Origin of the sequence: Sulfurimonas paralvinellae (assembly GCF_014905135.1) — a bacterium.
GTDB lineage: Bacteria > Campylobacterota > Campylobacteria > Campylobacterales > Sulfurimonadaceae > Sulfurimonas > Sulfurimonas paralvinellae.
The window spans coordinates 1741220-1756262 of sequence record NZ_CP041406.1 but is presented as its reverse complement, the minus strand read 5'-3'; the positions used below and the strand labels follow the sequence as shown (position 1 = coordinate 1756262).

13 protein-coding genes are annotated in these 15043 nt (G+C 39.5%); 5 read left to right on the top strand and 8 right to left on the bottom strand.

All coding sequences use genetic code 11. The annotated features are described in order from the left end of the window. Nucleotides 1-79 precede the first annotated feature (79 nt). From FM071_RS09005 to FM071_RS08985, 5 genes are read left to right on the top strand one after another with little or no spacing between them, the layout of a single operon-like run. On the top strand, nt 80-1801 hold the full coding sequence (locus FM071_RS09005) for a sensor domain-containing diguanylate cyclase (RefSeq protein WP_193110668.1): 1722 nt from the start codon (nt 80-82) through the stop codon (nt 1799-1801). Next, nucleotides 1801-2892 carry an aminotransferase class I/II-fold pyridoxal phosphate-dependent enzyme gene (locus tag FM071_RS09000; protein ID WP_193110667.1) on the top strand — a complete coding sequence of 364 codons (1092 nt, stop codon included), beginning with the start codon at nt 1801-1803 and terminating at the stop codon, nt 2890-2892. The genes FM071_RS09005 and FM071_RS09000 overlap by 1 nt, the downstream gene beginning before the upstream one ends. Further along, nucleotides 2889-3581: an ATP-binding cassette domain-containing protein gene (locus tag FM071_RS08995; RefSeq protein ID WP_193110666.1), complete on the top strand. Its 693-nt coding sequence runs from the start codon at nt 2889-2891 to the stop codon at nt 3579-3581. Before FM071_RS09000 ends, FM071_RS08995 begins: the two co-directional genes overlap by 4 nt. Then, nucleotides 3578-5584: a penicillin-binding protein 1A gene (locus FM071_RS08990; RefSeq protein ID WP_193110665.1), complete on the top strand. Its 2007-nt coding sequence runs from the start codon at nt 3578-3580 to the stop codon at nt 5582-5584. The genes FM071_RS08995 and FM071_RS08990 overlap by 4 nt, the downstream gene beginning before the upstream one ends. Continuing rightward, entirely contained in the window at nt 5584-6060 is a 477-nt protein-coding gene (locus FM071_RS08985) for a hypothetical protein (protein WP_193110664.1), read from the top strand. The genes FM071_RS08990 and FM071_RS08985 overlap by 1 nt, the downstream gene beginning before the upstream one ends. Here FM071_RS08985 and FM071_RS08980 read toward each other — a convergent pair. The 8 genes from FM071_RS08980 to pstC form a co-directional block, all read right to left on the bottom strand. After that, nucleotides 6057-6989, bottom strand: coding sequence for a sensor histidine kinase (locus FM071_RS08980; RefSeq protein WP_193110663.1), 933 nt, complete (start codon nt 6987-6989; stop codon nt 6057-6059). The two genes, FM071_RS08985 and FM071_RS08980, sit on opposite strands and share 4 nt — an antisense overlap. 10 nt (nt 6990-6999) lie before the next feature. Further along, nucleotides 7000-8658, bottom strand: coding sequence for a 2-isopropylmalate synthase (leuA, locus tag FM071_RS08975; RefSeq protein WP_193110662.1), 1659 nt, complete (start codon nt 8656-8658; stop codon nt 7000-7002). A 169-nt stretch (nt 8659-8827) separates the two neighbouring features. Then, the gene (gene glnA / locus FM071_RS08970; RefSeq protein ID WP_193110661.1) at nt 8828-10258 is read right to left on the bottom strand and encodes a type I glutamate--ammonia ligase; all 1431 of its coding nucleotides are present in this window, start codon (nt 10256-10258) and stop codon (nt 8828-8830) included. Nucleotides 10259-10387: 129 nt separating this feature from the next. Continuing rightward, a complete protein-coding gene (locus FM071_RS08965) occupies nt 10388-11767 on the bottom strand; it encodes a sensor histidine kinase (RefSeq protein WP_193110660.1) in 1380 nt (459 codons plus the stop codon). 12 nt (nt 11768-11779) lie between these two features. Further along, nucleotides 11780-12442 carry a phosphate signaling complex PhoU family protein gene (locus FM071_RS08960; protein WP_193110659.1) on the bottom strand — a complete coding sequence of 221 codons (663 nt, stop codon included), beginning with the start codon at nt 12440-12442 and terminating at the stop codon, nt 11780-11782. After that, complete coding sequence (gene pstB, locus FM071_RS08955; RefSeq protein WP_193110658.1) at nt 12442-13224, bottom strand: phosphate ABC transporter ATP-binding protein PstB; 783 nt, start codon at nt 13222-13224, stop codon at nt 12442-12444. The genes FM071_RS08960 and pstB overlap by 1 nt, the downstream gene beginning before the upstream one ends. A gap of 11 nt (nt 13225-13235) precedes the next feature. Beyond that, nucleotides 13236-14039: a phosphate ABC transporter permease PstA gene (pstA, locus tag FM071_RS08950; protein ID WP_193110657.1), complete on the bottom strand. Its 804-nt coding sequence runs from the start codon at nt 14037-14039 to the stop codon at nt 13236-13238. Next, on the bottom strand, nt 14036-15016 hold the full coding sequence (pstC, locus tag FM071_RS08945) for a phosphate ABC transporter permease subunit PstC (protein WP_193110656.1): 981 nt from the start codon (nt 15014-15016) through the stop codon (nt 14036-14038). The genes pstA and pstC overlap by 4 nt, the downstream gene beginning before the upstream one ends. Nucleotides 15017-15043 lie beyond the last annotated feature (27 nt).

Sequence of the window (15043 nt, the reverse complement as noted above, 5' to 3'; positions counted from 1 at the left end):
AAATTGGGTCATTATTTCAGCAGTCTTTGTTTTTTTGTTTTTCATAAGCTTCGTGTTTGTTTACAATGATTACATAAAAGTGAAACAAGATGAGATACTAACTGAAAAATACAAAGCCACAACAAAAGAGATACGCAGTGATATTGCACATTTTCTAGAGATCAAAGAAAAATCGACACTCGCTATCGCGCTCTCTTTGGCAACTGATGAAAAAATAAGATCATTTATTTTAAAGAAGAAAATACCACAAGGGTATTATGCTGATCTCATCCATCAATATAAAGCAAATACACTCTATCAAAACATTTGGATACAGATAATAGATAGAGATGGGATTTCTCTTTATAGAAGCTGGACTAAGGCAAAGGGAGACGATCTCTCTGGAAGCAGAGCAGAAATTTCTAAGATGGAAAAACAGCATAAAGCAAGTGTTGCTATAAGCGTAGGCAGTTATGACATGAGTATTAAAGCGATGGTTCCTCTTTTTGATCATGAGAGGTTTATCGGATTTATAGAGATCATTTCGCATTTTAACTCAATTGCAAAAACCTTTGAAAAAGAAGAGATCGACTCTGTTGTTTTGGCTGATAAAAAATATGCGAAGCATTTGACACATCCTTTTACGAAAATGTTTGTAGATGGTTATTATATTGCGAATTTAGATGCAAAGAAATCGTTGGTAAAGTTGCTCTCTGATAATAAAATTGAGACTTTTTTTAATAAAGAATATAGGATTGTAGATGGTTACCTTATTGTTGCATACCCTTTAAAGGATACAAATGAAAAGACTATCGGTCATTATTTGGCTTTTAAAAAGTTAAGTAATATAGAGAGTAAAGATCTACAATTTTTTCAGTTTAGATGGATTGTTTTTACTTTGCTCTTTTTTATGGCTATTGCAGGTGTCGTAAATATTGTTATGTACTATAATATGCGAAAACAAAAAAAATATTATAAAAATATAATTGATTCTTCCAGTAATATGATCATCATTAATAATAAAAAAAATATTATTGATACCAATAAAGTTTTTTTCAAATATTTCAGCAAATATAAATCCTTGGATGAATTTAGGGATGAAAACACCTGCGTGTGTAACTTCTTTGTCGATGAAGAGGGATACCTCTCCAAGGGAACGGTTGCATACAACTGGCTTGAAAAAGTTATAGATCATCCTGATGAGCATTATAAAGTCAAGATGATTATAGAAGAGAAGATCTATTATTTCCTAGTCAATGCTGCTGTGATAGACAGGGAACAAAATCATTACAGTGTTATCTTTGCCGACATTACAAAAGAAGAGAGATATAAAGAAGAACTTGAAGATATAACAATAAGGGATTCTTTGACAGGTCTCTATAACCGAAGGTTTTATGAGACACAAATAGATGAAGAAATATATAATGCCAAACGTTACGAGCATGCATTAAGTGTTATAATGCTTGACATTGATTTCTTTAAAAAAGTAAATGATGAACACGGACACAGTGTCGGTGATGAAGTGCTTATCTATTATGCAAATCTCGTCAAAGAGTCATTGCGTGAGGCTGACAAGGTGTGTAGAGTAGGGGGTGAAGAATTTGTTATTATTTTGCCGTATACAACAAAAGACGATGCCGTAAAAATTGCAGAAAAGTTAAGAGTATTAGTAGAAAAAAGCAAAAAAATTCTTCCGATAACAATGAGTTTTGGTGTAACGGAGTATATTAAGGGAGAATCAGAAGATTTTCTTTATAAAAGAGCTGATGAAGCACTCTATGAAGCAAAAAACAGCGGAAGAAATCGAGTAGTTGTTCGATAATGTTTTACAAAAAAGAGCTAGAAGCACTAAAGCGCGCAGGACGATACAGAACACGAGAAATTGTTTCAAATGAGTTACATGATTTTGCTTCCAATGATTATCTTGGTCTGGCACATAACAAAACCCTGCATCAAAAGACATGTGACCAACTTGGTGAGACGGAGATTCACGCAAGCAAGGCATCGATGCTTGTCAATGGCTATCATCAGATACACAAAGAGTTTGAAGATGCTTTATGTAAAGCGAACGGTTTTGAAGCAGGCATTGTTCTTGGCAGTGGTTTCAATGCAAATATAGCACTGATAGAGTCACTCGTACGTAAAGGTGACAAGCTCTTTATGGATGAACTGTACCATGCTTCAGGCGTGCTTGCATCACAGCTTCACGGCATTGATGTTATGTTCTTTCCGCATAATGATATGAACGTGCTGCGAGAGATGCTGAAAACTTCTCAGGCAAAGCGAAATATCGTCGCCGTTGAAGGCATCTACTCTATGGATGGTGATCTCTGCTCACGTGAGGTCTTTGCTGTCTGTAATGAAAATGAAGCGATTTTGATTGTAGATGAGGCGCATAGCAGTGGTGTTGTCGGTGAAACACTTATGGGTGTTTATGAACACTATGGTATAGATATAGCACCAAATCACATAAAAATGGGAACACTCGGCAAAGCATACGGAAGCTTCGGTGCTTTCATTTTGGCTAGTGAACATATTGTGTCATATCTTCTTAATCGGGCAAAACCAATCATCTACGCGACCTCACTCTCTTTATATGATACACTCTTAGCCCATAATTCACTTGCATTTATTCTCGCTCACGCAGATATGCTGCGTGAGGAGATAGAGCAGAGAAAAAGCATCGTTAAGCAAGAGTTAGGTATACAAATGGATGGACTTATAGCAGCTGTTCCTGTGGGAGACAATAGAAAAGTCATTACCATCAAAGATGCACTTTTAGAAAAAGGTTATGCGATAGGCGGTATTCGTCAGCCGACAGTGCCGAGTGCTATTGTCAGGCTGATCGCGCGACTTGGTGAGAGCAGGGCTGAATTGCAAAATGTATGCCAAGAGCTGGTAGGTCTGTTATGATAGATATAAAAGAGCTGCGCATCTCATTAGATGACAAAACACTTGTTGATATTGCATTTAGCATTAAAAGCTCACTTGCACTTATCGGCCAAAGCGGCAGCGGAAAGAGTCTGACACTCAAAGCACTGCTGGATATGCTGCCTAAAAATATGAAATTTACGCTGGATTATGAGAGTGAATTTGAGCTGATACCGGGAGAGAGCATCGGTTTTGTACCGCAGAATCCGTTTACAGCACTCTCACCGCTGACAAAAATAAAAAAACAGTTCTTTGTCGATGAGTCGAGAATCAAAGAGCTTTTTGAAGAAGTAGGACTCTCACTTGATCTTTTGGAACGTTTTCCTCCTGAACTTTCAGGCGGACAACTGCAGCGTGTCGTTATTGCAATGGCTTTGGAAAAACATCCAAAACTTCTGCTTTTGGATGAACCGACAACGGCACTTGATCCAAATACGAAAGAGGTCATACTCACACTGCTCAAAAAGCTGCAAAAGAGAGAGGGATTTTTGATGCTTTTTGTTACGCATGATATACTCTCGGCAAAAGAAATATGTGAAGATATTTGTGTCATTAAAAACGGTGTTATCGTAGAAAATGGTACAATGCAGGAAGTTATTTCTTCGCCGAAAGAGACATATACGAAAATACTCATCGAGGCGAATTTTTCAAACAGGAATTTTAGACAATGATAAAAAAGATATTTTTAACACTTTTACTTTTAGGGTTTTTATCACCGTTTGCACTGGTAGCGTACTACTACTTCGCTTATAATTATGATATCTCTTCCCTGACTGACTATAAACCGGCACAGACAAGCCGTATCTATGATAAAAATGGAGAGAAGATAGCCAATATCTTTGGAAAAAAGCATCGTTACTATGCACCTTTTGAAGAGATACCGCCTCGTGTCGTTGAAGCGCTTGTAGCAATCGAAGACACGACATTCTTTGAGCACTCCGGTGTCAATTTCGATGCGATCTTTCGCGCTGTCATTAAAGATGTCAAAGCGAGAAAGATGGTTGAGGGAGCCAGTACAATTACCCAGCAGCTTGTTAAAAATAAACTGCTTACGCGTGAGAAAAAACTCTCTCGTAAGATCAAAGAGCTTATCTACTCTTTTAAAATTGAACATGCTTTGAGTAAAGAGCAGATACTCGAGCGTTATCTCAACGAGATCTATTTTGGACATGGGTACTATGGTATTAAAACAGCAGCAGACGGATATTTTCATAAAAAACTTTCTGATCTGACGCTTAAAGAGATCGCTATACTTGTAGGACTTCCAAAGGCACCAAGTACCTATGCCCCGACAAAGAACTATGAGATATCTATGGGACGCGCGAATCGTGTTGTTACGCGCATGCATACACTCGGCTGGATCGATGATGCAACTTTTGAAAGAGCACTGATGGAGAGACCGACAGTCTACAATGATACGCTCACACAGAATAAGGCACCTTTTATTGTAGATGAGGTGGCACGTCGCTTTAAAAAGATGGGATATGATGATCTTAAAACAGGTGGTTATGAAATTTATACAACAATTGATCTGGGACTGCAGCAAGCCGGACGGGAATCATTAAAATTTGCTTACAACAAGGCCTTGGAGCGTATTGAGAAGTATAAGATAAAAGATCAGAAAGATCTCCAAAAAGCACAAAGTACAGGTGACACTGAGTTTACACTGCAAGATGTCAATGTGTCTCAGCTCAACGGTGCGCTTGTATCACTTGATTCAAAAACGGGAGATATACTTGCACTTGTCGGTTCGGTGGATTATAAAGAGAGTTCATACAACAGAGCGACACAGGGGAAACGACAGCCTGGTTCCGCTTTTAAACCCTTTATCTATCAAGTGGCTATTGATCTTGGCTACAGTGGGGCAACACAGTTGGTTGACATTGCAAAAACATATGAGTATGAAAAGAATGGTGAAGATATGAAATGGCGTCCGAAAAACTACGAGAAGAACTATAAAGGGCTCATTACCTTGCGTGAGGCATTAATTCACTCTCGTAATCTCGCTACGATCAATCTGGTTAATGATATAGGACTCAATCAACTCCTAAAAGAGCTGAAAAAGTTTCATATCAAAAATATTCCAAACGATCTTTCTATTTCCCTTGGAACGATGTCTATGTCACCGCTGGAGCTGGCACAGTACTATACATCTTTTTCAAATTACGGTGTTCAGGTAGTACCGCATCTTATCAACTCAATAGAGAAGAGAAATGAGATTATCTATGAGAAACAAGAGGTCTCATACCCTATTACAAAGCCGACACAGTCTTTCATTATGACGACGATCCTGCGTGATGTGGTTAAACGGGGTACAGGACGACGCGCGGGTGTCAAAGGTATAGAACTCGCCGGTAAGACAGGAACGACAAACAACAATATCGATGCCTGGTTTGCAGGCTATTCACCGACCATAGAGACGGTTGTCTGGTTTGGAAACGATGACAATACACCGATGTATCATAAAGAGACGGGCGGACGTGTCGCGGGACCTGCGTTTGCAAATTATTTTAGAGATGTGCTCAAGCTATATCCTCAGATAAAAAGAAAGTTCGATGTTCCTGAAGGCATTATTGAAGTGAATGTGAACGGTAAAAAAGAGTATTTCAGTGACATTTCAAAACCGCCGCGATCTGAACAGGTAAATAATCCGGAAGAGGAGTTATTATTTTGATGAAGAAAATTTTTATACTGTGTGTCGCACTGATTTCATTAGCCAATGCTGATATTTTTTTACGAGGGAACAAAAACATTGGTGCTTCTATAGGTGCAGGCAGGGCATATAACCAAAACTATACAGTAGCGGGGGTATACGGAAACTATTTTATAGCAGATAATCTTTCTGTTGGAGTTGGTTACAGAGCATGGATGGGAGGTACACCCTCCATGCAGGAGTTGCAGCTAGAAGGAACATACTATCTGCCTTTAAATAGAAAGTTTCATCCTTATATAGGTGTTTTTGGGCGCAATACATTTGTCAGCAGTTATAAAGATTACCAGTCATACGGGGCAAGAGCAGGCTTGGCAATAACAACGAGTAAAAACTCTTATGTCGGACTTGGGTATATTATAGAGTACTACAGTGACTGCAACAGATTGGGTGAATGCTCAAATAGTTATCCTGAAGTTGTTGTCGGACTCTCTTTTTAGGATTTAATGGAGATTCGAAAGAGTGCGCCGTCATTGGCATTTTCGACAGAGATGGAGCCATTGTGCTTTTGCACGATCTGTGAACTCATATAAAGGCCGATTCCTGTTCCTTTGCCATCAGCTTTTGTGGTGACGTTTGGCTTGAAAATAGAGTTGATGACATGCTGTGGAATACCGCCTGCGTTATCTTCAAATTCAATAATTCCGTGATGATCGTTTTGAAATGTTTTGATCTCAATAGTGCGGTTTTGTATCGCTTTTTCGTTAAATGCATCAATGGCGTTGCTGATAAGATTTAAAAAGAGGTGTTTAAATTCATTGACCTGTCCATGAAGAGTGATATCTTCTTGTATATCGACATTGACAGAGATAGTGTTTTTTAGGAGTTCATCTTTCATAAGTACCTGTACACTCTCAAGACACTCTGAAACGGAAAAGTCCTGCGCATCTTTTGATGGTCTGAAAAATGTTCTAAACTCATTGAGTGTGTTTATCATATGCTCTATCTGCATATGCGTCATTTCTGTAACATCCTGAATGTACGCTTCATCGACAAGATCATTTTTAAAGTCGTCCATAAGCATATCGTTCATCATACTCAGAGAATTGAGAGGCTGTTTCCATTGATGTGCTACGGCGTCCATCATTTCGCCCATTGCTGCCATCTTTGACTGCTGTGCGAGCAAGGCATCTTTTCTTTGGCTCGTAGCATTGATATTGATAGTTCGTTTATCTATCTGCTTTATGAAATATGCCTGATTTTTTATGGTTTTAGCATCGCGTCTTTTTTGCTCTTCGTAAGATGCAACGAGTTCATTTATCTTTTGGGGGATTTGATCACAGGCACTCTCATGGAGTGCCTCGATCTTTGTACTTTTTAAAAGTAACTCTATCTCATGAAGGATTTTTTTACTTTTATCTTCTTCCATAGAGAATCTTTTAAGAAAATGCCCTGTTGAGCGCACAGAACATCGCTTTAATCGATGCTACGGTGATGTCATTATCTGCACCGACACCGAAGCAAGAAAGAACTTCTTTGCTCTGTATTTCTATATAGGCTACTGCTTTGGCTGTACTTTTGTCACCACATGAGTGCTCTGAGTATGATTTGATTGTAAAATCATGGTTATACTCTTTCATTAGTGCATTTTTACAGGCATCTATAGGGCCGTTTCCTTCACCTTCAGAAGTGACTTCCTTACCATTGTAACTGTAGGTTAAAACACATTTTGAAGTACCGTTGTCACTTGTTAATGAAACATCTTTGAAGCTGATATGCTCATTTATGTTGAAATAGGTATCTTTAAAAACCTGCAAAATCTCTTCGGGTTCAAGCTCTCGCCCTTTTTCATCACTTAAAGCCTGGACGGCACGGCCAATCTCCGGATGCATCGCTTTTGGGAGTTGGTATCCGTAATTTTTTTCCAAAATATAAGCTACGCCGCCTTTTCCCGATTGGGAATTGATACGGATGATAGACTCATATGTGCGTCCTACATCAGCAGGGTCTATCGGCAGATATGGCACTTCCCAAAAAGGGTCTTCTTTTGCCTGCTGATAGGCAAGACCTTTGTTGATTGCATCCTGGTGTGAACCGGAAAATGCAGTGTAGACCAACTCTCCGACATAAGGATGGCGTGGATGTGTTGGAAGCTCCGTCACTTTTTCAACTACTTCGACGACTTCATTGACATCTGAGAAATCCAAACCACTTTCTATGCCTTGTGTAGTCATATTAAGAGCCAGAGTGATGATATCCACATTTCCTGTTCTCTCACCATTACTAAGAAGTGTCCCTTCCACTCTGTCGGCACCTGCCAAAAGTGCAAGTTCTGTCGCGGCAATCGAAGTGCCTCTGTCATTATGTGTATGGGTTGAAATGATGACATTTTTACGATTATCTAAATGTCTGCTCATCCATTCAACCTGGTCGGCATAGATATTTGGCGTTGCCATCTCCACAGTTGCCGGAAGATTGATGATGACTTGTCTGTCATCGGCTATGCCCCAGCGAGCTGTTACTTCATTTGAGATACGTGCGGCAAATTCCAATTCTGTTCCTGTAAAACTCTCAGGCGAGTATTCCAAAAAGATTTTACCGTCATGGTCTGCTTCATACTTTTTAACCAAATCGACACCGTCAAGTGCAAGCTGAATAATCTCTTCTTGCGTTTTACTAAAGACGATTTTTCTCTGTGCGATGGAAGTCGAGTTGTAAAGGTGTACAGTTGCTTTTTTAACACCGCGCAAAGCCTTAAATGTCTTTGCTATCAAATGCTCACGTGCCTGAACGAGAACCTGAACGGTTACATCATCAGGAATAAGATTGTCATCGACGAGTTTACGCAAAAAATCGTGTTCTATTTTGGAAGCAGATGGAAATCCAACCTCTATCTCTTTAAAACCGAGTTTGAGTAAGAGTGCAAAAAGTTCAAGTTTTTTATTCATATCCATCGGGTTGATAAGTGCCTGATTTCCGTCACGAAGATCGACACTGCACCAGCGCGGTGCTTTTGTGATTGTATTGTCCGGCCAGGTACGATCTGGCAAGTCTATTTTAGGATATGGCTTGTATTTGCCGTTTGGTATATGTTTCATAAGAAACCCTTTAACTTGAAATTTCTGATAATGCACTCTTACATTGATTATCATTGTGCGAATTATAGCGAATTTGGAAGTTTTTAAAAAGAATTTTTGGAGTTAGTTGGAATTTTAAAGGATAATTTTTATTATTTGTGAGTTTTCTCTCCCAAAAAGGGAGAAAGAACTAGCACTGGTATGTAGTTTTGAATTCGTAAGCAGTCGGACGACCTTCATCAGGCCATACATCTCTTTCAAATCTATAGTGTTGGTATGCATTGATGAACTCATCTGTAAATACAGGTTTTAAGAATTCATTATCTGCAATAAGACCTTCAAGCGCTTCACGTAATGTATGTGGCATTTGAGGAATTTTTTTCTCACGAATTTCATCAAGAGAAAGTTCAAAAAGATCTTCATCCATTGGTCCAACAGGAATAGTAGAGTTTTTGATACCATCAAGTCCAGCCATCATCATAACTGCAAACGCAAGGTATGGACAAGAAGATGAATCTGGAAAACGCATCTCGATACGAGTCGCTTTCTCACCTGCACCGTATGGAATACGACATGCAGCTGAACGGTTTTGAGAAGAGTAAGTAAGAATACTTGGTGCTTCAAAACCAGGAAGAAGACGTTTGTATGAGTTTGTTGATGGGTTAGTAAACGCAGCAACTGCGGCAGCATGTTTGAAAATACCACCAGCATAGTTCAGTGCCATTTCACTTAAGTTTCCGTAGTTTCCTTCTTTATAGAAAAGGTTTTTACCGTTTTTCCATAGTGATTGGTGAACGTGCATACCGTTTCCATTGTCACCGTAGAGCGGTTTCGGCATGAATGTAGCTGTTTTTCCGTTAAGGTGTGCGATCATTTTTACAACATATTTGTATTTTTGAACATTGTCACCGGCAGTGATGATATCACCGAAAACGATTCCGATTTCACCCTGACCTTGAGCAACTTCGTGGTGACCAAGAACAACTTCAAGACCGACTTGTTCAAGTACCTGCATCATTTCTGCACGCATATCTACAGTTGAATCAGTAGGCGCAACCGGGAAGTAACCGCCTTTTGTACCAGGACGGTGTCCGGTATTGTACATATCCGGGTACTCAGTATTTGAGTTCCACTCACCCTCTTCAGTATCTACTTTGTAACCTGCTTCATTGATATTGTCAACAAATTTCACATCATCAAAGATAAAGAACTCATTTTCAGGTCCAAAGTATGCAGCATCTGCAATCCCGATCTCTTCAGCATGTTTGAGTGCTTTTTTAGCGATAGAACGAGGACATCTCTCATAAAGGTCATTTTTGTAGATGTCATAAACATCACAGATAAGAATAACAGTCGGATCAGCAGTGAACGGATCTAAAAATGCCGTACCAATGTCTGCTTTTAAAATCATATCTGATTGGTTGATTGGCTGCCAAGCTTCTACTGAAGAACCGTCAAATGGAAAACCATTTTCCAAAATTTCTGCATTTACTGCAGAGTAGCGGTATGAAAGGTGATGCCATGCACCTTTGATGTCACTAAATCTTAAATCTACGAATTGAACGTCATTTTCATTACAAAATGTAAAGAACTCTTCTATGTTATTAACGAATTTTCCCATTAATTTTCTCCTGAATTTTATCTGGTAATAGTATATCTCAATAATCTGTAATCTTTGATGTAATTATGATTAAAAAATATGCACAAAGAGGATATGTTTCAAATTATTACAGTAACAGATGTCTATTCTTTAAAACTTCACTCTAAAAACAGAGCCTTTGTTAATTTCACTTTCTATCTCAAGGGTGAAATTGTGGAGTTTGATGATATTGTTCGCTAAAAAGAGCCCGAGTCCTAGAGAATTGTTCCATTTGTTTGTATTGGCTCTGTAGAATTTTTCTGTAATTTTGTCAATATCTTTGGGTTTTATTCCCACACCGCTGTCAATGATTTCAAGAGAATCAGGAGTGATTCGTATATGCACTTCATCTTCTGAATATTTATAGGCGTTTTCAATAAGATTACACAGTACAATGTCGAACAACCCTTCATCAACAGCAATTCTCAGATCTTTGTCGCCTTCTATGATCGTTTCTCTGTTATGGTAATTTGGTTTGATCGTATCAACACAATCACTTACCAAATCAAAGAGGTTAACCTCTGTTTTTGTGATCTTTTGCTGTTTAGAATCGAGTTTGATAGAGAGGCGGAGCGTATCTATAAGGGCTGAGAGTTTTGTTCCGTTTTTGTGAATTTTTTCAAGAAACTTTTTACGGATATTGGGGTTTATGTTCTCATCATCCAAAAGTGTCTGCGAGTAGCCGTTGACAACTGCTATGGGGTTTTTAAACTCATGAGAGATGGCTGAGATGATATCATCTTTTTGGCTGTTTGCAAGCTGGAGCTTTTCTGTGTATTTGGATTTCTTTTTCTCTTTTTTAACGATGATCTGTGCTATCTTTGTAAGCAGTTTTGTAATGTAGGCAAATTCCTGAGAGTATTCGGAGCTGATATAGGTGGATTTTTTCTGTTTTACCAGAGATTTTAAAAAATCGACTATTTTATTGGTTTCATACTGTATCTCTGTATTTAATTTATACGATGCCATAAAGACGGCAATAAAAAAGAGAATGATGACAGCTAATATCTTGAGACCAAGATACAGAATTTCTGCCTGGATACCTTCAGCTTCTTTGGCGAGACGAAGATAGATGATCTTATCATCGAGAACAATTTTTCTTGCTACATAGAGAAGATCTTTGTTCACAGTGTTGGAATGGCGTATTTTAAACCCGATCCCGTTTTCTCTTGCTTGAACAATCTCATCACGGTATCTATGGTTGTCCATTGTTTTTTTATCTTTGTCTGATTCGGCAAGGATAGTGCCGTCATCACGGACAACGGTCATGCGAAGATTGAGATTTTTTCGAACGAGTTTTACAAGTTTGTCGAAGTCTGTCGTATTGTTGATTTGCAGAGAGAGAAGTTTGGTGTCTTCTACTAAAGCATTTTTTGTAGATTGTATGTAAAATTCATAGGTCCAGTAATAGACAATACCGCCTACGATAGCAAAGAGTAAAACAAAGAGTGTTAAAAACTTTCGTAAGACAATCTGATGAAATTTCAACACTCTCAACTCCTTCTAGTTGTGGAGGGATCCACCAACGCTGATGTATAAAAGCAGGCTGGCAACGGCAAAGGCACGTGAAGCGATCTTCTCACTTTTTCTGAGTGCTCTGAGCATTCTATGATACTTTTCAAAAGAAGTTTTACAACTTTCCGCTTCTGCGACCAGTTTTCTCTCTATCATTTCATAGAGATCGTCGGCTTTGTTCTCATCAATGATAACTTCGTCATACATCTCACGCAGCTCGTCGGGATCTTGAATAGCCATCATGGCAATGGTTGTTTTGATGGCATTAACGGTAGATGTCTGCATTGGCAGGGCATATTCATTGATAGTCTCAACATCAAGGTCGTTACATACATCTGTAAAGCCACGAATAAAACTGCGTGTATTTGAACAGGCTCTTGCAATCTCGTTGGTGATCTTCAGATAACCGACAACACGGCGAAGATCTCTTGCCTCAGGTGTGTAAAGAGCCAATATCTTTATGATCTTGTTGTCAATCTCATCTGTTTTTGACGTTACGTTCTTGATGTTCTCTCTCGCTTTGCTGAACTTTTTGCTGTCGCAGTCTTTGAGAGCTTCTAGTATAAGCTCATTGGCTTTGACAAGGCCGTTGCCAAGGTCTGTAATCTTCTGCTGTACGTTGTCTAAGTCTTCTTTAAAAGTTGGTAACATTATCCAAATCTCCCTGTAATATAATCTTCTGTCTGTTTCTCTTTTGGATTCAAGAAGATGTTTTCTGTTTTATCAAACTCTATTAAATCGCCAAGATACATAAAAGCTGTATAGTCGCTGATGCGGCTTGCCTGCTGCATATTATGCGTAACAATGGCAATACTGACCTCTTTTTTAAGCTCGACTATCAACTCTTCGATAGCTCCCGTAGAGATCGGGTCAAGCGCTGATGTCGGTTCATCAAAGAGCAGGACTTCCGGTTTTACGGCAACGGCGCGTGCAATGCAGAGACGCTGCTGCTGTCCACCTGAGAGTCCCATAGCTGACTTGTCGAGTCTGTCTGACACCTCTTTCCATAGTGCTGAGCCTTTGAGAGAAGCTTCAACACGGTCTGCAAGCTCGCTTTTGTTTTTGATGCCGGCAATTTTGAGACCATAGGCGACATTGTCAAAGATGCTCATTGGAAACGGTGTCGGTTTTTGAAAGATCATACCGACTTTTTGACGCAGTTCAATAAACTCATTCTCTTTTTTTATATTAAGGATATTCTTATATTTTCCTGTCTCTTCGTCTAAAAGATCGATCTTCCCGTCATATTTGTTACCCGGATAGAGATCATGGATACGGTTCATAGAGCGAAGCAGTGTCGATTTACCACATCCGCTTGGACCGATAAGTGCCGTGATCTTATTTTGTTCTATCGGCAGAGTGATATTTCTAAGTGACGGGTGGTCAACACCGGCATAGGTAAAAGAGAATTTTTTTATTTTCATTACATTCATAAAAGTTATCCTTATTTTTTGTTTCTTGTGATATATCTACCACTGAGATTGATGATGAGTACAAGCATAGTAAGTATGAATGACGCTGCCCATGCAAGGTCACGACTTGATTCCTGCGGTTCGTTTGCAAGGTTATAGATACTTACTGTCAACGATGGAAAACTTGAAGTAAGATCGAGCGAGAAGTAGTTGCTTGTCTCAGAAGTAAAGAGCAGCGGTGCCGTCTCTCCTGCTATTCTTGCAAATGCAAGCAAAACACCCGTCATGATTCCCACTTTCGCAGCTTTGATGACAATATCCAAAATGACTCTGTAACGTGATGCCCCCAGTGCTACACCGGCCTCACGCAGCTCTTTTGGAACAAGGGAGAGCATAGAATCGGTTGTATTGATGATAATCGGGATCATCATAATGGAGAGTGCAATGACACCGGCAAATCCGTTCGCACCGCCAAACGGTGCAACGGCAAAAGCGTATACAAAAGCACCGATGACAATGGAAGGCGCAGACATCATGATATCACTGAGGTCTCTGATGATTTCGGCATATTTTCCATGACCATACTCACGTGTATAGATACCGGCAAGCATTCCAAGCGGTATACCGATAGCACCTGCTAAACCTGCTAGAACCAGTTGTCCTATGATAAGGTTACGAAGTCCGCCGTCAACGAGGTCGTTTAAAAAGAGGCTCAGGTGTAGAGAACTGATGCCGTGAATGAAGATCGTTACTAAAATCCAACCTAAAAAAGCCAAACCGATAAGTGCGGAAAGGATAGAAAGAGAGAGGAATATCTTGTTTATTAAAAGTCTCATACTCTGCTCCTTTTTAGGAAATAGAATTTTGCAAAAGCGATAAATGCAAAGCTCAAGATAAAGAGAATAAGTCCGAGATAAAAGAGTGCATTTTCACCAAGACCGCTTGCTTCACCAAAGTTAAGTGCCATCGCGACAGGAATGGAAATAGTAGGATCGGTGATCTTTTCGGGAATGGAGTAAACCGCACCGATAAGAAATGCAACGGCCATTGTCTCACCAAGCGCGCGACCCAAAGCCAAAATGATGGAACCGATGATACCAACTTTTGAGAATGGAAAGATGACATCTTTGACGACCTCAAACTTTGTCGCTCCAAGTGCATAGGCTGACTCTTTTAAAACATCCGGTGTAGTGTTCATCGAGTCACGGGTAATGGCTGCCATAAACGGCAGAATCATAACACCAAGTACAAGACCGGCCGTAAGAAGTGATACCTGAAAACCACCGAATATATCGGAGATGATAGGAGCAAAATAGTACAGTCCCCACATTCCAAAGATAATACTCGGAATAGCGGCCAAAAGCTCAATGGCTATACCAACATATTTGGCAACATTTTTCGAAGCCATCTCTGCTAAAAAGACAGCGATTCCCATGGCGATAGGCAGTGCGAAAGCAAGGGCGATGAGTGTTGAGAAAATCGTTCCGAGAATTGGAACCAGACCACCATAAACTGTTTTTGTGGCTGTTTCATCTTCGTCATCTTCATCAAGGATCATATCGTCTTCATCAGCGATCATATCATCATCTTCTGCAGCTTCCGGTGTTTGTACGACTGTAGTTGTGTCTTGCGTGAGGTTGCCAGTCTGCGTGAGAGGTACTTCCTGATTCCATCGTTTATCTACAATAAAATTGAAGCCAAATTCATCAATCGCTGGTTTTGCCTGTAAAAAGAGAGTTACAAAAATTCCAAGTAACAGTGCGAGTACCAAAGAGGCACTGGTAAATGAGATCTTTTGAAAGAGTTTTTCCATATAAATTTCCAGTCAGTATAATGGTGA